Consider the following 20904-nt stretch of genomic DNA (forward strand, 5'->3'; position numbering starts at 1 on the left):
AAAACCATGCAGCAATATCAAATAACCTATAGGAGCTTTTGAAGCGTGAACCAGCAGGTCATCAAATTCGGTACTGGTCTTTTGTGTGAGATGGATTAATTTCTTCTCAACAATATGCAGGAAAATGGATCTTACAATGTAGGTAAGCAATATTATGATAAAGAATAGCCCGAGCTTTTCCAGTGAGAGGTCAAGCATTTCTATGTTTAAGATGTCGGGTATTTTTATCATGGGACTTCGGGGATTTAAGTGTTAACGATACTTAAAAGTTACCGCTATGGATTAGATTATACAGGCAACCACTAAGGTGGACTACAACAGTACCAGCGAGAATACAATACCGAAGAAATATGACGTCAGTATCCACGCATATATCATGACGCTCGTACACAGTCATAGCTCGATAATAAAACTGACTGATCCTATGACCACATTGCCCCTGTCATAAAGGAAGAACCCGTAGTAACCGTGAAAGTACTTTTTATCCTGAAGTAGTTTAACATTGTAAAATTATGAAACCTTATATACTTACTTGCCAGTATGTTACTATATGGTAAGATTCTTTAACCGTGTACATGAACTGTCAATGTTCGAAGATATATATCGCACCCCATCCTCCTCACTCATCGTGCTCTACGGGCGCCGCCGTGTGGGAAAAACAGAACTTACCCGGGAATTTATCAAAAACAAGAAAAGCATATATCTTTTTATTGAGACAAAACCCGAAAAACTCCTCTTAAAAGACATGGAAGAATCTCTCGAAAAGATATTGGATTTCAGGCCCAGGCTGGATAACTGGGATGATTTTTTCAATCTTCTCTTCAAAACCAGTGACAAAATAATTGTAGTGTTTGATGAGTTCCAGAATTTCAAAAAAACAGACCCTGGCTTCTTCTCCAAGTTCCAGAAATACTGGGATGCATATCACAGGGAAGCACCCCATATGTTCATAGTTATAGGTTCATATGTTGGAATGATAAAAAAAATATTCCAGGGAGAAAAGGAACCACTTTTCGGCCGTGCCACATTGTTTTATAACCTTATGCCGTTCACTTTTTCAGAAAGTTACACGTTCCTGCGCGGTTTTTTGGATGTGGATATAGAAGAGGCAATGAAATTTTACTTTATCTTTGGTGGTGTGCCTAAATATTTACTATTTGCAGGGGAATTCGGCACACCTGATGCTGGTGAGACGTTCAAGAAACTCTTTATCGACACCCATATATTAATGGAAGAAGGTATGAACATCCTAAAACTTGAGTTCGGCACTGAACACAAGAGCTATTTTTCAATTCTTGAAGCCATCTCATTAGGCAGGTCAACGCCCAGGGACATATCAGATTACACGGGTATACAAGCTTCCACAGTCTCAAAATACCTGCATGAATTACTATATGACTATGAGATTATAAAAAAGGAAGAACCGGTTATAAAAACAAAGTCAAGAAGTGGAAGATACTTTTTGGGTGATAATTTTTTCAATTTCTGGTTCAGGTTCATCTATAAAAATTATGGAACATTTGAAATCGATCCTGATATGGGACTGGAGTTGTTCAACAAAGACATCAATGCCTACTTCGGCTTAGCTTTTGAATGCGTTGCCAAAGAATTGCTGATTGCTGTAAATAAAACCGGGGAACTTCCGTTCAGGTTCCTGAAGCTGGGCAGGTGGTGGGATAAAGATGCTGAAATTGATCTGATCGGTTTCAATAAAACGACCCGGGAAATCCTGTTGTGCGAAGTTAAATGGAAACATCTTACCAGAAAAGAGGCAGACAGGATCATAAAAGACCTGAAGGAAAAAGCAGACAGGGTGAAAGGCAAATGGAAGCAACATTATTGCCTGATTGCTAAAGAAATTGACGAAAAAGAACGACTTGATTACCTGGCGTTTGATATTTCAGATATGGAAATGATGCAAGCTCACTGACCATTCATCGAACATCCATTAACCATCCACTGATCATATACAAATCATTTTTTACCTTCAAACCGTTAATCCCTCATCATGACAGGCGCAGTAACATTACTCTCATCGGGTCTGGATTCCACAGTAGCCTTCAAGCAGGCCCTGGACACCTTCGATAACGTGATATGCCTTACCTTTGACTATGGACAGCGGGCAGCGTCCATCGAAATAGAGAAGGCCGCTGCCATCTGTAAAAAGTACCATTGTAAACACCATATTATCCCCCTGCCCTGGTACAGAAACTTCGGCGGTGCCCTGACCGGAACTGAAGAACTTTCCACCCCTTCCATGACCGAACTGGACGATGCCACAAAGTCAAATGAGACCGCCCGCAGCGTATGGGTCCCGGCGCGAAACATGGTATTCTTATCCATTGCCGCCTCCTTTGCCGAGGAGCACGGGCTGGAATGTATCGTGGTGGGATTCGATGCCGAGGAAGCAGCCACCTTCCCTGACAACTCACCTGAATTCATAGAATTGTTTGACAGGGTCATGGAATACGGCACCCTGAACCATCCCCGGATATTCGCACCTCTTGCAGACCTGGACAAGGAAGGTATTGTCAGGTTGGGGCTGGAAATAGAGGCGCCCCTGGAATATTCGTGGTCATGTTACACGGCCGGGCCCGTTCCCTGTGGTGTATGCGAGTCGTGCATGCGCCGGAAACGTGCTTTTTCAAGGGTAGGTGTTCCTGACCCATTACTGGAACGACTGGGAAAATCTTAATGCTGACACCAGTGGTTATAGATTCGAAATGAGCCTGGACGAAGAAATTACAGAGATAGAGGACGAGATACGCAAGACCTCTTACAATAAGGCAACCTCACACCACATCGGCAGACTGAAAGCAAAACTTGCCCGCCTGAAAGAAGATATGGTAAAACGTGCCTCGTCAAAAGGCGGAGGAGATGGTTATTCGGTCCGTAAATCGGGAGATGCGACCGTGGTACTGGTGGGGTATCCTTCAGTGGGCAAATCCACATTGCTGAACCGGTTGACCGGTGCCCAGTCCAGGGTGGGGGCATACGAGTTCACTACCCTGGACGTGGTCCCTGGTACCATGTTCCATAAAGATGCCACTATCCAGATACTGGACGTTCCCGGCCTGGTGCGCGGGGCAGCCTCAGGGCGCGGGCGCGGAAAAGAGGTCATATCAGTGGTCAGGAATGCTGAACTTATCATATTCCTTATCGACGTGTTCCAGACCGGGCATCTGCAGGTACTTGAAAAAGAACTCTATGATGCCGGTATCAGAGTGAACACCCGCAGGCCTGATGTGAAGATAGTGCGCAAGTTCAGGGGCGGTGTCGGCATCAACTCAACCGTGGAAACGGAACTGGACCGGGAAACCATCCTGTCCATACTCAAGGAATACAAGATGCACAACGCTGACGTGCTGATACGGGACAACGTGAACATAGACGAGTTCATTGATGCGCTGCTGGGTAATCGCAAGTACATCAAAGCAGTTACCGTTATCAACAAGGCTGACCTGGTGGACGAAGCCTTCAAAACCAATCTCAGAGCCAATTTCCCGGATGCAATGCTCATCTCGGCTGACATGGATAAGAACCTGGACCCCCTGAAAGACCTTATATTCGACAACCTGAAATTCATCCGCCTGTACATGAAACCTCAGGGAGAGCCAGCTGATATGGACGAGCCCATGATTATCCAGGAAGGGGTCAGTGTGGGTGATATCTGCGACAAACTGCACCGTGATTTTAGAAAAAGGTTCAGGTATGCCCAGGTATGGGGCCCCTCTGCCAAACATGCAGGCCAGCGCGCCGGCCTGGAACATATATTAATGGACGGCGATGTATTGACCATTGTAACCCAGAAGTGACCTTACCATGGAGCAGCGAATCACACCTAAAAAATTCAATATCCTATTGACCGTTTGTATCTACCTGTCATTTATCGGCGCCATAATCTCCCTGTACATGACCTGGGTGTTCGTGGTATGGATATTCCTGATCCTCGGCCTGTTATTCTTTATGGCCCGCAATGCCACGTTTATTATGGAAAAAGTGGTACAAAAGCGATTTAGCTATGATAAGAGCTCTGGTTCTCATTTTGATGATGACCTTGGTGAAGACACTGATGATAAGAACCGGTGACCACGGTCAACCCAGGAACGTTTCTATACGTTCAAGCGCGGTTTTTAGTTCATCCAGACCGGAAGCATAGGAACATCGTAAAAATCCGGCACCCGATTCCCCGAATACATCTCCGGGAACCACGGCCACCTTTTGCTGGTTTAACAGTTCTTCTGCAAACTGCGATGAGGTCATGCCTGTGGATTGCACAGACGGGAATGCGTAGAATGCACCTCTTGGCTCAAAGCAGTCCAGGCCCAGCTCGTTGAGTCCTGTTACAAAAAGCTTCCTTCGCCGGTTATATTCCCTGACCATGGCCTGCATCTCGGAATCGCCTTTGTTCAGAGCCTCGATAGCCCCTATCTGGGATGTGATGGGTGCGCATAACATGGTATACTGGTGAATGAGCAGCATGGCTTTGATAATATCGGGCGGGCCCATGGCATATCCAATGCGCAGCCCGGTCATGGCATGGGACTTTGACAGGCCGTTTAGCAGTATGGTACGTTCATCCATACCGTTGAGTGATGAAAAACAGGTGTGTTTACCGTTGTAGGTAAGCTTGTCGTACACCTCATCAGATATGACCAGCAGGTCGTGTTCCACTGCCACATCTGCCACTTCCTCAAAATCCTTCCTCCCCATCACAGCACCGGTCGGGTTGTTGGGGTAGCTCAGTATGATGGCTTTGGTCTTTGGGGTAATAGCATCTTCCAGTTGTGCCCCTGTCAACCGGAATTCGTTTTCCCGGGTAGTGGAAACGGTAACAGGATTGCCTCCGGAAAAAACAATACACGGTTTATACGATACGTAACTGGGCTCGTGGACAATGACTTCATCCCCCGGATTGACCACAGCACGCAGGGCAAGGTCAGCGGCCTCGCTGACACCGGTGGTTACAAGTATCTGGTCTACGGGGTCATAGTTCACTCCATAGTCCCTCTGGAACGAGTTGGACACGGCTTCCCTGAGTTCAAGCAGGCCGGCGTTGGAAGTATATGACGTGAAACCTTTCTCCAGTGAATAGATACATGCTTCCCTGATATGCCAGGGCGTAACAAAATCAGGTTCGCCCACACCCAGGGAGATAACATCATCCATACCGATGACCATATCAAAGAATTTCCTGATACCCGAAGGTGGGACCACACGTACCCTGTCAGAAACAAATTTTCGTGTCTGGTTCATCGGTCGCTCACATCATCTTAGGGAGTAATGGCCAGTCTTTTTGACTTGTCCTTCTCGAATAGGGTAACTCCGTCCTCTTTGTAGGTCTTGAGCACGAAATGTGTTACCGTGCTCTGCACCTGGTCGAGGGTGGCGATCTTCTCTGCTACGAAAAAAGCCACGTCCTTCATGGAATGGCCGCGCACGGTCAGGGAAAGGTCATGGTCGCCCGATATCAATCGCACAGACCTGACCTCGGTAAAATTGGCAATGCGCCTGGCGATGACATCGTATCCCGACCTGTCACCCAGGGAGATCTTGAGTTCGATGATGGCATAGAGGTATTCTTCACCCACCTTATCCCAGTCAATGACAGCCTTATATTTTCGGATGATACCGCTATCCTCCAGTTCCTTGATGCGGGAGCGAACCTCCGTCTCAGGATAACCGGTAAGCCTGGCAATTTCTGCCGGGTCGATCTTTGGGTCCTGCTCTATAATCTCTAATATCTCATTCATGTCCATGCCTCACTTCAAATAAGCGTATTTTCTATGTATTTACAGGACATAGATATTACGCTTACTTACACGGGTGCAAGCCTGTCAAGGGTATCGCACAATTTATTCACGGTATCCTCTACGGTCTTCATGCCCTCTTCATCGGTATCGGCTTCCTTTTGTGTGATGCCGCCAAAATGACTGTTGTCGCCTACCACTATCATACCGTGGATATGCATCCAGGCATGAATGGACCAGACAGTATATTCCTGCCCACCATTACGGGAGGCCCCGACGGACAGTGCAGCACCGACCTTATCCTTCAGTAAAAACCCATTTCTCCTCAGGGGAAGGGTACGGTCGAACAGCATCTTTAACTGTCCGGACAGGGTTCCGAAATATACGGGCGAGGAGGCAATGATGCCATCGGCAGATGCAAGAGAACTGTTGATCCCTGCCATATCATCCTCGATGGGGCAGCTGTTTTTTTTTCTGCATACATGGCAATCCGTACAGGGGGATATGCGGGTATCGGCGAGGGAGATCTTTTCGACTTCAAATCCTCTTTGCCTGGCAATGTCCAGGCAACGGTCGATCATGTGGCTGTTACTGCCGTCCCGGTTGGGACTGCCGGATATTCCAACAATTTTCATAGTATTACTTCACCAAACCTTCAGGTATCATGGTTACCGGGGTAATAACTTTTCCTGTGCGTTCTTCTTTTTTTTGTATAAATTACCATACTTTTATTGAATTATTTTAATACGTTAACTTGAATATGATTGATGTCCCATCAGGAATTGATGATCGAGAATAAACAGAATATCATCACTTTTTTCCAGAAAAGTGATGCTGAGGTTACTATAATGGATATCGCCGACAACTGTCAATGAGAGTGTACTATCGCTGAAAGATATTTGACCATCCTGGTATTGAGCAGCGTAATCAGGATGAACCGAAATTCAGGTCAGCATGACCTGTTTTCACTGCGGTAAAATCAATGAAAAATGTTGTTCAATAGCAACAGGCTACCTGATAATGTTCAGCTTGCTCAAATCTTCTTTTGTGATGAGATAATAAGCATCATATCGTTCAGCGAAATCCATTATCTTCTGGTTCACAACTCCCCGGCTGTGTGCATACGCGGCATCATGTCCTGATTGCTGCAGTACGTATTCATTGTTGCCGACCTTAATTACAGTAAAAATATCTTCTCCGTCCCCGACTCCTATATGGAGCACATCCCCGGATTCCAGATCCTTTACGATATTGGGTCTATTCTTGGTCTTGACGCCGTATTCAATACTCATTTGATTACCTTCAGTTATTAATTGGAATTATGCCATTGAAAAAGAACGCACCGCTTGTTTTAGTGCATCCACGCATGGCGGTACTCTAACAAATGCTGCGTTATCATTTAAAACTATTTATTGATACACTGATACTACGTGAAACACTGCTACGCAATAGCCTTCGGTTGAAGCTGCTCAACCATACATGACTACCCTCATATCACTATTTTTCGCATGAAATATATACCTGCAGACCAATCCAGTGCACCATGCGCCCGCACATAACCATCAATGCAGCCATGTCCGCAGACGGAAAGATATCCACTCACAGGCGAAAACAGGTCAGGATCTCCGGAAATGATGATTTTAACAGGGTGGATACTATACGTGCACATGCCGATGGTGTGATGGTGGGTATAGGGACCGTGCTTGCTGATGACCCCAGTCTTACAGTAAAATCCGGGCAGCTCAGGTCTGAGCGCAAAAAGCGGTGTGGCTCTGAGGACCCGGCCAGGATCGTAGTTGACAGTATGGCAAGGACACCCCTAGATGCCGATATTTTCAAAAAAGGAGAGGGGGAAAGGATAATTGCCGTGTGCGAGAATGCACCAAAGAGCAGGGTCGAAGCACTGCAGCAACAGGGAGCCAGGATTATCACAACAGGTGAAAAGCAGGTGGACCTTGCAGGACTGATGTCAGAATTAAAGGCGCTTGGCATTGATACGCTGATGGTTGAGGGTGGAGCGACCCTGAACTGGTCACTGCTATCCCAGGGACTGGTAGATGAACTCTCTACGTACATCGGTGCCCTCGTACTGGGAGGACAGGGCGCACCAACATTGGTGGACGGTATCGGGTTTGCCGATATCACAGATGCTGCCGGGCTGGAACTGGTGTCAATGGAGCCGATGGACAACGGTGTATTGCTCAGGTGGAGTGTACTGGATAAGAAAAGTGGATAGGTACACTCATAAGGACACGGGTAAGTGGACAGGTATGTGCACCTATCCGGCAGGATAAGGATCCACTCTGCAAACATATAAACTAATAAATACGGGCTGCGCATATTGTGAGCCATGAACACCAGGCACGTAAAACTTATTGCCACTGTAATGCTTTTATTAATACTGGCGGTATTCGTCACGGCATGTACCGAATCAGAAAAATCCGGACAGAACCGGGTGGCTACACTCGAGACCAGTAAAGGGGTCATCAAATTCGAACTCAATGAAGATAAAGCCCCGATATCCACATCCAATTTCATCGAACTGGCACAGTCGGGTTTCTATGACGGACTGGTATTCCACAGAGTGGTCCCCGGATTTGTGATACAGACCGGCGACCCCACAGCTACCGGCACGGGCGGCTCTGATAAGACCATCCCGCTGGAGATACATCCTGACCTCACGCATACCCTGGGCGCAGTGGGTATGGCGCGCTCTTCAAACCCGAACAGTGCCACCAGCCAGTTCTACATCACACTTGCACCCCAACCCGGCCTGGACGGCAGTTATGCGGTTTTTGGGCAGGTACTCGAAGGCCAGGATGTGGCATCCCTGATACAGCAGGGTGATACCATGATAAAAGTAACAATAAGTGAAAAATAACTTTTTTACAATCTCTATTGAACCGCTGTTGGAAAGTGTTTTATCCCATCTTAATAAATGTATCATTGAACAGTATTATTGATCGTACAGGAAATTTCCATGAGTCAACAGGATAAAGATGAGCTTATAAAAAGAATCCTTGAACGAAAGGAGGAACGTAATGCTGTCATCCTTGCGCACAATTACCAGCGGGGGGAGGTCCAGGACATTGCTGATTTTGTGGGTGATAGCCTGGGATTGAGCCAGCAGGCTGCCAAACTTGACGCTGATGTCATTGTATTTTGTGGTGTGGATTTCATGGCAGAAAGTGCTGCAATACTGAGCCCTGGCAAGACCGTGCTGATGCCTGAAACCTCGGCAATGTGTCCCATGGCTGCCATGATCACACCGGAAGACCTGGTCAGGACCAGGCAGAAATATCCTGATGCTGCAGTTGTATCCTATGTGAATACCAGCGCAGCTGTAAAGGCGGAATCAGATATCTGCTGTACGTCATCCAATGCCATCCAGGTGGTGAACAGCCTGGATGAGGATGTGGTGATATTCGTGCCTGATAAGAACCTGGCACTATATACCCAGCGCTTTACTGATAAGATGATCATACCCTGGGACGGGTACTGCCCTACTCACCACCAGATACTGCCAGGCGATATCCTGCTCATGAGAGAAGACCATCCCGAAGCTGAAGTGATCGTGCATCCTGAATGTAAACCCGAGGTTATTGATGCAGCAGATACGGTGTTGAGTACCGGGGGCATGCTCACTCATGTAAAGAAGTCACAACATAAGGAGTTCATAATAGGGACCGAAGTTGGTATGCTGCACCGGCTCAGGAAGGATAATCCTGATAAGATATTCTATCCGGCCTCAAAGTACGCGGTTTGTCCAAACATGAAAATGAACGACCTGAATAGCATCGTTATGGCACTTGAGGAGAACAGGCATGTCATCACTGTACCTGAATCCGTGCGGGTACGGGCCAAACAGACACTGGACCGCATGCTTGAAGCGGGACGGGGCGATTGATGCCAGAGAGTGTAAAGTATGTCAGGGCGGTCTTTGAACTGCTCAGGTGGGGTAATTGTGCTATGGCAGGGTTTGCCGCCCTGGTGGGTACATTGATAGCATTCCTGGCATTACCTGATTCTCTTGAGGTTGTGCTGGTGTATGAACCGGTGCTGGTGTTTGGTGCTGTTTTCCTGATAACAGGGGCAGGTAATGCTGTAAACGATTATTATGATTTTGAGATAGACCGTATAAACCGGCCTGAGAGGCCCATACCATCAGGCAGGGTCGGGCGCTCATCTGCCCTGTACCTGTCATTCCTGTTATTTGCGCTGGGGATCGCTCTTTCCTCCTTGCTGGGGCCCTTATGCCTCGTTCTGGCCATGTTCAATTCAGTGATGCTGTTTTTGTATGCCAGCAATTTTAAACGCATGGCATTGATGGGAAACCTGGTTGTCGGATACCTGACGGGTTCGACCTTCCTGTTCGGGGGCGCACTGGCCGTTTTTCAGGGGACAGGCATCCAGTCTACAGTGATATTGTTCATACTGGCAACCCTGGCCAACCTGGCAAGGGAAATAGTAAAGGATATCCAGGATATGGAAGGTGACCTTAAGGGTGGGGCGCATACCCTTCCGATAAAAATTGGTGCCCGTGGTGCGGCCCGAGTCGCCGCTGTGGCCGGGATATCGGGTGTGGTTCTCAGCCCGCTTCCATTTTTGTTCAATGTGAACAATGCTTTTGGTATATCTTATCTTGCAGTAATATTTATTGCGGATATGTTGTTCTTAGTAGCGGTAAATGAGGTATTGTTCAGAAACAATGCAGCTAAAGCCTCAAAATTATTAAAGATGGCCATGTTCGTGGCTCTGGTTGCCTTTGTTGTGGGTGCGGTTTTGTAGTAGGCATTGTGCTGGAGTGAGCGCGGTCTTGGAGGAGGAGTTGTGCTGGAGTGAGCGCGGTCTTGGAGGAGGAGTTGTGCTGGAGTGAGCGCGGTCTTGGAGGAGGAGTTGTGCTGGAGTGAGCGCGGTCTTGGAGGAGGAGTTGTCTTGGAGTGAGCGCGGTGTTGGAGGAGGAGTTGTGCTGGAGTGGGCGCTACGTTGGAGTGCTTTTTTAGATTTTATACAATGAATCACATTACGATTTCTATATCAGAAATCCTATGTGGTCAATTTACTGTATTGGGGTTTATTTTGCCCTATATTATTATCATAATGTTTAAATAGGCTTAATAATATGTTAGGGAATTGATTTACTGCCTGATTTATATTATATCGAAGGAAGTACAGTATTATGAAAGACAGAATTGTTCCAACAGCACCGGTAGAACGTCTCATCAGGGCAGCTGGCGCACACAGGGTTAGTGCTACTGCCAGTGATGCCCTCGCAAAGCATCTGGAAGAATATGGTATTAAAGTGGCCAAAAGAGCTAACAGTCTGGCCTTGCACGCAAAAAGGACAACCGTTAAGGGAGAGGACATCGAAGAAGCCCTTAGACAGATGAATCCGTGAAAGCTCCAAACGCCTGTGTACCTATACAGGCATGCTTTTTTTTTAATAAATTGTTACATCAAAGATTTGTCTGATTAATACTGGTGACCATCGTTTCCATTTTTGCCAGTATATTGTTCACATCTGCGTTAGGTTCCACCAGAACCATAATCAATGTGTTCGTGTTAATTTTTCGCAATGCTATTATGCCATTATCAGTGTAGGTCAGATTGTACCTGAAGCCTGTATAATCCAGCCGCGTGGCCATTTCCTGGGTGTATCGATAAATAACAGACGAAACTGCGTGGGCCAGTTTTGTATTTACTTTCCTGTTAAAATGACTTGACACTTCAAGTCCTGCGGGAGTGGAGATACCTATACCCACAACACCTTCCACAGTAGAGCAATAATCATCAAGCAAATTATATAACGTCTCAGACAAACGTTCACTCAATTCAATTTCATCCCCATTCATTTTTTACATTATTAACAAATACTATGTAAATCTAACAGATGATAATATTTACGATTTATATTGAAACCAGGGTCAGACCATGAAATTAAAAGATTTGAACGAACGGGACATTATTTCCCTCATTACCGGGATCTTTCAGGCGGAACCAATTGATACTGTATCGCCCTTTCCAATAGTGGGGCCCGGTGAGGATGATTGTTCGGTTATAGAGTTGGGTGAAGGCAGATACCTGGTATCGTCCACAGATATGCTTCATGAGAGTACGGATTTCCCCAAAGGGATGACCCCGTGGCAGATAGGCTGGATGAGTGTGGCTGTAAACCTCAGTGATATTGCCGCCATGGGGGCTAAACCTGTTGGTGTCATGATGGCACTGGGACTGCCCCCTACTACCGAACTGGATTTTATTAAGGAACTTGCCAGAGGTATGGATGCCTGCGCCCGCCAGTATGGAACAAGCATTATCGGTGGCGACGTTGACCGGCACGATGAACTGACCATCGTGGGCTCTGTACTGGGTTTGGCCGATGACGGATATCTGGTGCGAAGAAAGGGAGCACAGGTAGGTGATGTGGTGTGCGTAACAGGTGAACTGGGTGCAGCCGGTGCGGCACTGGATTCGCTCCGGAATAAAACAAAAGCATATCCCTATGTAATGAAAAAACTCTACATGCCTGTACCCAGGATACGTGAAGGGATGGCCCTGGCACAAACAGGCTGCCTGACTTCGATGATGGATATCAGTGATGGACTGGCATTGTCGTTGCACGATATTGGAGTGGCCAGCGGTGTGGGATTTTGCATCAATCCTTCCAGTATACCGGTACACAGGACCGTTCGGCAGATGGCTGGTAATGAAGCCCGGCTTGTTGAGTGGAGCGTGTATTCCGGTGGTGATTTTGAACTGCTGTTCACTATCCGGGCCGGGTGTGTGGAAAAGGCCAGGAAAATGGCTCATTTCACGGTGATAGGTGAAGTCACTGCCGGCGGGATTGTCTTTTTGCAGGATGGCCACACCACTGAGCTGGAGGCCAGGGGATACCTGCAGTTCGGGGATAAAGTATAATTAGCTGCAATTAAAGGTTGATACCATGGTTACATGTCCCACATGCGGAGGAACAACCTGTATCGACCCGGCCGATGATGTGCTGGATTCCCTCTACCAGATATATATGGCCTGCCCGAAGTGCCAGCCTGAACCGGGATGGAAAAAACATACTGCTCTTGCAGACCAGCCCGGCCTGCCTGCATTGGAGCATTTTGATGCGGGTATGTTGCGGTGCACCTCTTGCGGCCGCAGACCCCTGGATGCAGTGATGGCACATGCCCTGTCCATTATGATGGAGCACGGGGACCGGAACAATGATGCAGGACTCTCACAGGTAGGTACACCGCTTATTGCCAGGGGATTCCCCATCATGTACCCGCCCAGGTTGGGTCCTGATAGTATTGTCCTGATAACAGATTCTATAGGACAGGCGACAGCTGAGGATATTGTGAACAGGGTGCCCGAGGTCAGGGGCGTGGTGTTGCGGCATGGCGGACAGGCCCAGAGCGTGGGGATACTTGACTCTGGCTCCAGCCCGCATGAATATACCCTGCTTGCGGGTTGTGACATGAGATGTGATGTTGCCCAGACCGCTTTTGGTGAGCTGGTGATATATAAGAGCCAGAGCAAGATACATATCGAGTTCGATAACCGCCATAAGATGGATATGCTCGGGAAACTGGACAGGGAAGGTCTGCTGGCTGGTAAGGTGGTGGTGGATGGGTTGTGCGGTCCCGGTACCCTTGGACTTATGGCTATGCTGGCGGGTGCCTGCAAGGTGGTGTTCAATGATGCCTGGCGCCCTGCTATTGAGAACGTGCTGTTGAACATTGAAGTCAATAAAGCGCTGCTGGGTGCGGATGCGGACCTGGAAGTCATCACGACATTGGACGTACTGCCTCTGGTGGGGGATGAACCGGTACTGGTAGCCAGGGTGATGCGGGAAAGGGGACGTGTTGCGGCTGAAGTGTATTTTGGGGACCTGCGCAAACTCGCGGGAATCGTTGAAAAATGGGATGTATGCCTGATCGATGCTTTTCCGGCAATGGAGACTTCGGCGCTTGTCAATACCTGGACCGCGAAGCATCCCGGTGGTAATGTGGTTGTGGTATGAGAAAAAAAGGTATGGAAGAGGGGTGAAGGGTTAATGATAGGTAAATGAGTGAGGATAGTAAGCCCCCTTCTGTTTTAGCGGCACTTCCCTTGGGATGTGGTCCGCCATATAACGGCATTCGGCTAAGCGCCAACTCCGGGCCGGCCCCGGACGTGCCGTATGGCCCCTGTTTGGCTTGCACCCACGAGGATTCACGCGTTCCATCCGCTTATCCGCGCGACCTCAACCTTGCGGTATCATTGCATTGACGCGGTGCGGTATCGTTTCTGTGCCATCATGCGGCCCGGCGTTAAGCCAGACCGTGAGCCGCCGGTTTTGCACGGCAGCTGCCAGGACTCTCATCCTACGTCCACTACAGGCGTTCGTGTGTCCGGGTGGTGGGGGGACTTTCCTCAGGTCAATTGACCCGGAGGCCGTCCTTCCTCTCTCGGGATGTAATAGGTGGATGTGGGGTATAAGGTTTGTTGTTGCTTTGTTATTGTTTGTGGTTACACCACACGCAGGGATGGAATAATAGGATCGATTCCATTAGATATCTGTACTTACGATAGAAAGAAAAAAAGAGTGGTTGTGGGTAAAAAATTTACCCACTTAAAACTGATTTAAGTTGAAAAAATTACTTTTTCGTGCTCTTGTTCAACTTGTAACCACCATAAATGAAGAGACTTGCCTGGAAAATATAAAATATACTTTCAAACCACTTCAAACTAAATTCTGTATTAAATCCGAATTCAATTCCATGACCAAAGTATCTGCCTGAAGCACTCAGGAATCCGAAGATACCCATTAATAATAGAAATTTGAGTAAATCCTTGTTAAGCGCTCCTTCAAATGCCTTATACGCTTTGTAATATAGGAATATTACACCTACATATATCAGTGCAATGACTATTTTTAATGCGGGATTGAATATGCTAGTCTCATAATTAAAATCTAACATTTTCATTCACCTCTTTGACATATTTCAAGAATTTTGCAGCAACAAGCAAATTCATAAAGGCAAATGCCAGGAAGAATAATGATTCGCCCCATTTGAAATCGAGGGTTATAATATCCCCTAAAAATCTAAAGGTAAACGCCGCAATTCCAAGAACCAGACTTACCATTAAAAAATTAAGTCCTTTCTTAAAATCGCCACCATATGCTTTACGTGCCTTATAAAAAAGTATCAAAGCAATTACATAAAGTAAAGGAGCTAACCACTTAAGTATTGGATTTAACATACTTGTCTTGTAGTTTAGTATTTCTATTACCATTTTTTTTCACCCCTAAATTTTATCAAATTCTTTTGCTTGATCTTCACCCAAAAATACAGTTACTTTCTCCCTGCATTTTCGAACACATTCATCCTCACTTAATCTATCAACGGTTGCAGCACTTGCAGGACCGAAGAATTTCGCCATGAGTTCTTTACATTTTTTTTTTTCGCCATAGATTCACCGCCCGTGAATAATGTCTATATATCATCATCATTGTGATGAGGATATAATATATAGACATTAATATATATATATCGTTATTGTGCGTCCTCGAAAGTAGCTCTCATGATGTCCTGCAAAATGGTTGAGCGATACTTCCGGGTAGGGGCAACTTCTGTTCCCACAGGATGTTCAGGAAGTCCTTCAGCGAGGTTGACCCCCGGTCAATTGACCCGGGATGGTCCTTCCTCTCATGAATGTAAAGAATGTATGTGGAGGATAAGGTTTATTTTGGCAATGGCAGGTTGGCCAGGTAACATGTACCGGGCCGGACAGGTAAAAGATTTGCCAAAATCTTGTTCCTGCCTGTACCAGTAGAGTTAACGTAAACGTACTCTCAAAATTTAGCGATTTCTGCGCCTGTTCGGTTGCTGACTCGTTCTTGAGATAGCGTTATTCATGTTTTTATAGGGTTTTCGCACCACAACTTTCTCAAAAGCAGGGACTTTCACTTTCCTTATCTCTACATTATTGTGTTTCAATATGCTTGAAAAATTGTCCTTATCACTTTCGCAAAGGATACTTATTGCCTTCCCTTTGGCTCCTGCTCGTGCAGTTCTGCCGATCCTGTGGATATACTGGTTGCTCTCCCTGGGTATATCATAATTGTAAACATGGGAAATACCCTCGATATCAAGCCCTCTTGCAGCCACATCGGTGCATACAAGGACACATGATTTCCCTGTATGGAATTGCTTCATGACACTGATCCGTTTACCCTGGGTCAATCCGCCATGGATTGCCTGTGCATCAATATTTGAAGCCCTCAGGTTCTTTGCAACTCTATCCGTATTTCTTTTCGTATTGCAAAAAACCATTACGAGGTCTGATTTTTCATGCTGTAACAGATGCACCAGTAACGATAATTTCATATCATCTCTAACCTGGTAGTACGCCTGGTCCAGATTACCTGCATCAACAAACGGGTCAACAGAGACCTGGACCGGTTTGTTCATACTGTTCCTGGAGAGTTTGACAATATCACTTGAGATCGTTGCCGAGAATAAAAGGGTCTGCCTGTCCTTAGGACACTGCTTGATGATCTTTTCCACATCATTTTTGAATCCCATATCAAACATGCGGTCTGCTTCATCGAGGACAAGGGTTTCTATATCACCCAGTTTCAACGTTTTTCGTGCAAGATGGTCAAGCAGCCTGCCTGGTGTTCCTACCACAACATCTGCGGTCTTCAATGCCTTTATTTGAGGGCTGATACCAATACCCCCATAGACTGCAACAACCTCTAAAGGTTTGTATGCTGAAAATTGCCTAAAACTGCTTGCTACCTGCTCGGCCAGTTCCCTGGTAGGTGTCAGGATCAAAGCCTGGGTACCTTTTCCTTTGACAGAATTCTGCAATATACCTACTGCAAACGCGAGCGTCTTTCCTGAACCTGTGGATGAACCTGCAATTACATCGTTTCCTGCAAGGATCAATGGAATGGCTTTTTCCTGTATTTCGGTGGGATTTTCAAATCTCTGTTCAATAATTGACTTTAAAATAGGCTTCGTTATACCTAATTTTCTAAAATTTTCCATAGTAAGACTTTCCATGATTTTTCAAAAAAAAGCTGTTTCATGGCTTTTTATTGGTAATTTCGCTGAATATATAATTAAACAATTAAGAGCCATTAGTACAACTTATGATAGTCAAGATTAATTTACGCTTAAAAGTTATTGAGCTCTTCTAATGCTGGGTGCATCCTTATACTTTTGCCTGGTCTATCACAATAAACTACGATTCGCCTGTAAGGCACCTGATTATTCTATATATCATTCATTCTGCCTGGACCGTCGGTATAGGTATGGGTCAGGTTTGAGGTAAGGCACCTGATTATTCTATATATCATTCATTCTGTCCTCGGCCAGATTCGGGTCCAAGGTTTTTTCATTATATTCACTTCCTGAATTATGTAATCATGTCAGTAGTAACGTTCAAAATTGAACAAAAATTGGCCGAAATGTTTTTATGAGAGTGTCATCATACTATTTTAATAAGTTGCTGGGTTGGGTGATATTTTTGGGGTCAGATTTCAGAGTATTCGGAAGAATTACAGAGTCCTGGTCACAGGCCGGGATGGCCGGACTTATCGTGGAAGCATATGACAAAGATAGCGTTAATGACGATCTCCTTGGCTCGGTCACTACCGGAATAACGGGAAATTTCGAGATAACATTTGAAAAGTCAGATTTCAAGGAGAGATACGGGGATGATAACCCTGATATCTACCTGAGGGTAAAAACGCCATCTGGAACGACTATCTATTCATCGGAAGAGAACGTACGATATCGAGCTAACGAAGAGGAGGAATTCATTATTGCGATTGAAGAAAGTACCCTGAAGAGCAGAAAGCATACCCTGAACACCAATCTGGATCTCAGTAACGTTAAAGATGCGGATACAACCAGGTCCATCAAGGTCGCTGCCGTAAGGGATGGGAAGATTCTCGAGTCAAAGGTCATTAAACTCAGTGAAGTTGAGAATATCAGCTCAATTCCCATTGAGATCGAATACTTTACGGGTGAAAGGGAAAAACCCCTTGGAGTGAATTTAGTGGCCGGACCTGATGTACCGGAGAAGGATTTCCTGGCGGCAAGTAATTATTCCCGGTGGATATCACCGAAAGCTGGTTGGAAGGACTTCACCAATAAAGTACCCAACGTAGTTATTCCTGATACTATTTTCAAATGGCTGTGGTGCCACACGTACACCATTCGGGGAAAGGTGGTTTGCCCTGATGGAAATCCTGTTCCCGGTGCAACAGTAGTGGCAAAGGACGTTGATTGTTTCTGGTGGTGGTGCCGGGAAGATACGGTAGGTACTGCAACCACAAACCCGGACGGGACCTTCGAAATGACATTCAAATGGTGTTGCCGCTATCCGTACTGGATATTACGGTTGCGGGACTGGAGGATCAATCCTGATCTGCTGGACAAGATAACGCACCTTGCTGAAATTCCGCCGATCGGCATACCACCCCTTCCTGACCCTGCCCCTGATCTCAGGATCTTTGGAGATATCATAAACCTTCACCGCTCCGTGAATCTCTCAGAGGACCTGAACAGGACAACTGGTATTAGGGAAATGAAAAACATATCTGCGGTCCAGCCCGGTAATCTTGAAACAATGAGGACTGAACTCTTACAGATACTTCCGGCTAATCCTGAATTAAGTGCCCTTCGCATCTGGCCATGGTGGCCATGGAAAGATTGCAGGCCGGACATCATCTTTGAAGTCAGGCAGGACTGCAAGCAACCTGATACCGTGATCTACAAGGAGAATTATTTCAATACACGGTGGAATATCCCCACCCTTCTTGAAGGCGTGACCCTGATAGCGAATGAGGACGCCTGCTGCATACCGGTAGTGGACCCGCCGGAAGGGAATTGTTTCAAATTCTCTGAAGTGGGTTGCACTTCTTTGATGAATATTGGCGGGAACGATCCAATGTCACCGGTGGTAACCGACCTTGAAGGGTTCGCATATCCTGATAATCTTGACAGGCCTTTCGGGGAGACGCTGTCCATCAAGGGAATATTCGGTGACCTGGCAGATGTGGATTACTACAGAATAGCATTTTCAACTGATGGTATCACGTATAATGAGATGCTGCCGGATATGGTAAATAGTTATTCAAGGGTCTTCTGGGGACCGCCTCTTGCTGGCGGGCCGGCCCAGTGGAACACTGTCCTGTTCAAGAAACAGGAAATTGATGGCCACTGGGTCTTTGAGACACGGGAGAAATTTGAGCGGGACAATGATCCTGCATCGTGGGGGATCACCCGTTTCTGGACTTCCAACAAGTATCTGGTAGTGTCCTGGAATACCGATAAGATGGCATCAGACGGTCTTTACTACCTCAAGCTTGTAGCATACGATGAGGGACCGGGCGATACCCTGGTCAATGAAAGAGTTATGCCGCAATGTGGCAGTGAGACCAGTACCAGTCCGATACCCGAGACCTTGCTGATATGTATCGACAACCGGATCATGGGGGTACATCCTCCGTCAGTGCCCAGCCACCCCTGGGGTTCCGGTTTTATCCATCTTGGGACTGTTGAACCGGACTGTGATATCCTGAAGGTCATTAAGAATCCGGGCCAGGCAGATGAGAAGGAGGTAAAGCCCTGCAGCATCCTGAGGCTTAAGGCCGCAGATGATATGCGTATATGCTTCAATGCCAGTGATGTGGACGGTCACCTGCAGGCCTACCACCTGTCATTGCACTGGGGTGAAAGTTCTTATAAGGTGTTGATCAACGGTTTCAACGGGGCATCACTGGGCACGATACAGTGTGTCAATAATGCATGTGGTACTGTTGACCCCTGTGTGAAAGGACATGAGAAGGGACCAAGATACCAGGATGCTGTGGCCCAGGGTGCTGACAGGCCCATATGGTATGGAGGGAATTACCGGATCGGTTTGAAGGGTTCTGATTTCCCCACCTGTTGCGCCTACCAGTTGAAACTCAGGACCTGGAAGAGAACCTTCAGGGGCTGCGATGATCCGTATAATTTCCACTGGAATGTCACTGAGTATAGCTTTACGGTGATCAGGGAAGACCTTATTGGAAATCCTCTGTTCAAGGAATGCCAGGAGATATGTCCTGATAGTCTTAAGAAGGAAAAGGCCGCTAAGATGCTGACTGATGTTATTCAATAAGGGGAAACCCTTATTGATTCTCCTTTTTTCTTCGTGCTTTGTGTTGAGATAGTCACGGACCTTCTGCAAGAAGCAGGAGGCATCAAAGCTGATTCTCGAATAATTAAAATGCTAATCTATTAATGGAATTTATGCTACAATGAAGCGCAGGCATCCAATTTTAAATAAGGGAAGCTGATTACTGATTGAAAAGATATATATTAATTAGAAATTAACATGATATTAAGGTGATATATATGGTTCAGGCGATAATAAATATTGAAGAACATACTAATAGAATCTTGAATATCGTCAAAGCCAAATATAGCTTAAAAGACAAAAGTGCTGCTATTGACCTCATGGCAACACAATATGAAGAAGAAATACTCGAACCAGAATTAAAACCAGAATATATTGAAAAAGCCGAGAAAATAATTCAGCAAAAACCGATTGATTTAGGTGGTGTTGAAAATTTAAAAGATAGATTAGGCTTTTGATCTTTATGTATAATTTAAAGATAAAGCCTGACCTTGAAAAAACGCTTAAGAAACTGGCCAAAAATAATAGGAAACACGTTGAAATAATTCTAAAAAAAATTGATGAAATCCTAGAGAATCCTCATAGATATAAAAACCTTCGTGCACCTTTGAATGATTGGAAACGGGTACATGTGGATAAACATTTTGTTTTGATTTTTTCAGTTGATGAAGAATCAAAGAGTGTTACGCTGGAAGATTATGACCACCATGACAATATCTATAAACACTAAGCTTTTGAATTAATTTGCGCCTGCTTTGGATTAGATAATCTTTTTTTTCAATTATATTGACGCGACCATGAACTAGCTGATGTACAATCACTATACCCCGGACTTAAGTCACAAGGCCTATATAGAGCGTTTTTAGGTATATTTCTATGATATGATTATTCAATGAAAGTTGAAATATACTTTTGTTAGGAGATTTCTAAGTTAAAATAATAATTGATTTACTTTTTTAATTTTTCGAAATATCTAAATCAT

24 protein-coding genes and 1 other RNA gene are annotated in these 20904 nt (G+C 45.9%); 15 read left to right on the plus strand and 10 right to left on the minus strand.

Annotated features, from left to right (window positions below):
- Positions 1-231: hypothetical protein (locus K0A89_08495; GenBank protein ID MBW6518524.1), on the minus strand; the 231-nt coding region annotated here is incomplete at its 3' end.
- Between the two features lie 319 nt (positions 232-550).
- Between K0A89_08495 and K0A89_08500 the strand changes: the two genes are divergently transcribed.
- The 4 genes from K0A89_08500 (at position 551) to K0A89_08515 (ending at position 4089) form a co-directional block, all read left to right on the plus strand.
- Positions 551-1930 carry an ATP-binding protein gene (locus K0A89_08500; protein ID MBW6518525.1) on the plus strand — a complete coding sequence of 460 codons (1380 nt, stop codon included), beginning with the start codon at positions 551-553 and terminating at the stop codon, positions 1928-1930.
- Between the two features lie 78 nt (positions 1931-2008).
- Positions 2009-2695: a 7-cyano-7-deazaguanine synthase QueC gene (gene queC, locus K0A89_08505; GenBank protein MBW6518526.1), complete on the plus strand. Its 687-nt coding sequence runs from the start codon at positions 2009-2011 to the stop codon at positions 2693-2695.
- 28 nt (positions 2696-2723) lie between these two features.
- Positions 2724-3815, plus strand: a complete 1092-nt coding sequence (locus tag K0A89_08510; protein ID MBW6518527.1) for a GTP-binding protein — start codon at positions 2724-2726, stop codon at positions 3813-3815.
- Positions 3816-3822: 7 nt separating this feature from the next.
- Positions 3823-4089, plus strand: a complete 267-nt coding sequence (locus K0A89_08515) for a hypothetical protein (protein ID MBW6518528.1) — start codon at positions 3823-3825, stop codon at positions 4087-4089.
- Positions 4090-4095: 6 nt separating this feature from the next.
- On the opposite strand, the gene K0A89_08520 is transcribed toward K0A89_08515, so the two are convergent.
- The 4 genes from K0A89_08520 to K0A89_08535 all read right to left on the minus strand — a co-directional run bounded on the left by K0A89_08520 (position 4096) and on the right by K0A89_08535 (position 7042).
- Positions 4096-5256, minus strand: a complete 1161-nt coding sequence (locus K0A89_08520; GenBank protein ID MBW6518529.1) for an aminotransferase class I/II-fold pyridoxal phosphate-dependent enzyme — start codon at positions 5254-5256, stop codon at positions 4096-4098.
- A gap of 17 nt (positions 5257-5273) precedes the next feature.
- Complete coding sequence (locus tag K0A89_08525) at positions 5274-5759, minus strand: Lrp/AsnC family transcriptional regulator (protein ID MBW6518530.1); 486 nt, start codon at positions 5757-5759, stop codon at positions 5274-5276.
- A gap of 59 nt (positions 5760-5818) precedes the next feature.
- Positions 5819-6385 carry a flavodoxin family protein gene (locus K0A89_08530; protein ID MBW6518531.1) on the minus strand — a complete coding sequence of 189 codons (567 nt, stop codon included), beginning with the start codon at positions 6383-6385 and terminating at the stop codon, positions 5819-5821.
- Positions 6386-6760: 375 nt separating this feature from the next.
- A complete protein-coding gene (locus K0A89_08535; GenBank protein MBW6518532.1) occupies positions 6761-7042 on the minus strand; it encodes a hypothetical protein in 282 nt (93 codons plus the stop codon).
- 251 nt (positions 7043-7293) lie between these two features.
- Between K0A89_08535 and K0A89_08540 the strand changes: the two genes are divergently transcribed.
- The 5 genes from K0A89_08540 to K0A89_08560 all read left to right on the plus strand — a co-directional run bounded on the left by K0A89_08540 (position 7294) and on the right by K0A89_08560 (position 11148).
- Complete coding sequence (locus K0A89_08540; GenBank protein ID MBW6518533.1) at positions 7294-7986, plus strand: 2,5-diamino-6-(ribosylamino)-4(3H)-pyrimidinone 5'-phosphate reductase; 693 nt, start codon at positions 7294-7296, stop codon at positions 7984-7986.
- A gap of 150 nt (positions 7987-8136) precedes the next feature.
- The gene (locus K0A89_08545; GenBank protein MBW6518534.1) at positions 8137-8631 is read left to right on the plus strand and encodes a peptidylprolyl isomerase; all 495 of its coding nucleotides are present in this window, start codon (positions 8137-8139) and stop codon (positions 8629-8631) included.
- A 99-nt stretch (positions 8632-8730) separates the two neighbouring features.
- Complete coding sequence (gene nadA, locus K0A89_08550; GenBank protein MBW6518535.1) at positions 8731-9657, plus strand: quinolinate synthase NadA; 927 nt, start codon at positions 8731-8733, stop codon at positions 9655-9657.
- Entirely contained in the window at positions 9657-10538 is an 882-nt protein-coding gene (locus K0A89_08555; protein MBW6518536.1) for a geranylgeranylglycerol-phosphate geranylgeranyltransferase, read from the plus strand. The genes nadA and K0A89_08555 overlap by 1 nt, the downstream gene beginning before the upstream one ends.
- Before the next feature lie 391 nt (positions 10539-10929).
- Positions 10930-11148 (plus strand): histone family protein, encoded by a 219-nt coding sequence (locus tag K0A89_08560; GenBank protein ID MBW6518537.1) that lies wholly within the window; start codon positions 10930-10932, stop codon positions 11146-11148.
- Between the two features lie 58 nt (positions 11149-11206).
- Here K0A89_08560 and K0A89_08565 read toward each other — a convergent pair whose 3' ends face one another.
- Positions 11207-11602, minus strand: a complete 396-nt coding sequence (locus tag K0A89_08565) for a hypothetical protein (protein ID MBW6518538.1) — start codon at positions 11600-11602, stop codon at positions 11207-11209.
- 79 nt (positions 11603-11681) lie between these two features.
- Here K0A89_08565 and thiL point away from each other — a divergent pair, with 79 nt between their 5' ends.
- Positions 11682-12668 (plus strand): thiamine-phosphate kinase, encoded by a 987-nt coding sequence (gene thiL, locus K0A89_08570; GenBank protein MBW6518539.1) that lies wholly within the window; start codon positions 11682-11684, stop codon positions 12666-12668.
- Positions 12669-12693: 25 nt separating this feature from the next.
- A complete protein-coding gene (locus K0A89_08575; protein MBW6518540.1) occupies positions 12694-13764 on the plus strand; it encodes a methyltransferase in 1071 nt (356 codons plus the stop codon).
- A 46-nt stretch (positions 13765-13810) separates the two neighbouring features.
- Here the strand turns inward: K0A89_08575 and rnpB are convergent.
- The 3 genes from rnpB to K0A89_08590 all read right to left on the minus strand — a co-directional run bounded on the left by rnpB (position 13811) and on the right by K0A89_08590 (position 15020).
- Positions 13811-14193, minus strand: an RNA gene (gene rnpB / locus K0A89_08580) — RNase P RNA component.
- Between the two features lie 187 nt (positions 14194-14380).
- Positions 14381-14704: a hypothetical protein gene (locus K0A89_08585; GenBank protein ID MBW6518541.1), complete on the minus strand. Its 324-nt coding sequence runs from the start codon at positions 14702-14704 to the stop codon at positions 14381-14383.
- Positions 14691-15020 (minus strand): hypothetical protein, encoded by a 330-nt coding sequence (locus K0A89_08590; protein MBW6518542.1) that lies wholly within the window; start codon positions 15018-15020, stop codon positions 14691-14693. The genes K0A89_08585 and K0A89_08590 overlap by 14 nt, the downstream gene beginning before the upstream one ends.
- 288 nt (positions 15021-15308) lie before the next feature.
- Here K0A89_08590 and K0A89_08595 point away from each other — a divergent pair, with 288 nt between their 5' ends.
- A complete protein-coding gene (locus tag K0A89_08595) occupies positions 15309-15560 on the plus strand; it encodes a hypothetical protein (protein ID MBW6518543.1) in 252 nt (83 codons plus the stop codon).
- A 26-nt stretch (positions 15561-15586) separates the two neighbouring features.
- On the opposite strand, the gene K0A89_08600 is transcribed toward K0A89_08595, so the two are convergent.
- Positions 15587-16780 (minus strand): DEAD/DEAH box helicase, encoded by a 1194-nt coding sequence (locus K0A89_08600; protein ID MBW6518544.1) that lies wholly within the window; start codon positions 16778-16780, stop codon positions 15587-15589.
- A 481-nt stretch (positions 16781-17261) separates the two neighbouring features.
- Here K0A89_08600 and K0A89_08605 point away from each other — a divergent pair, with 481 nt between their 5' ends.
- The 3 genes from K0A89_08605 (at position 17262) to K0A89_08615 (ending at position 20652) form a co-directional block, all read left to right on the plus strand.
- Positions 17262-19904: a carboxypeptidase-like regulatory domain-containing protein gene (locus K0A89_08605; GenBank protein MBW6518545.1), complete on the plus strand. Its 2643-nt coding sequence runs from the start codon at positions 17262-17264 to the stop codon at positions 19902-19904.
- A 236-nt stretch (positions 19905-20140) separates the two neighbouring features.
- Positions 20141-20380, plus strand: a complete 240-nt coding sequence (locus K0A89_08610) for a DUF2683 family protein (protein ID MBW6518546.1) — start codon at positions 20141-20143, stop codon at positions 20378-20380.
- Between the two features lie 5 nt (positions 20381-20385).
- Positions 20386-20652, plus strand: coding sequence for a type II toxin-antitoxin system RelE/ParE family toxin (locus K0A89_08615; protein ID MBW6518547.1), 267 nt, complete (start codon positions 20386-20388; stop codon positions 20650-20652).
- Positions 20653-20904 lie beyond the last annotated feature (252 nt).

The organism is ANME-2 cluster archaeon, from assembly GCA_019429385.1.
GTDB lineage: Archaea > Halobacteriota > Methanosarcinia > Methanosarcinales > Methanocomedenaceae > Methanocomedens_B.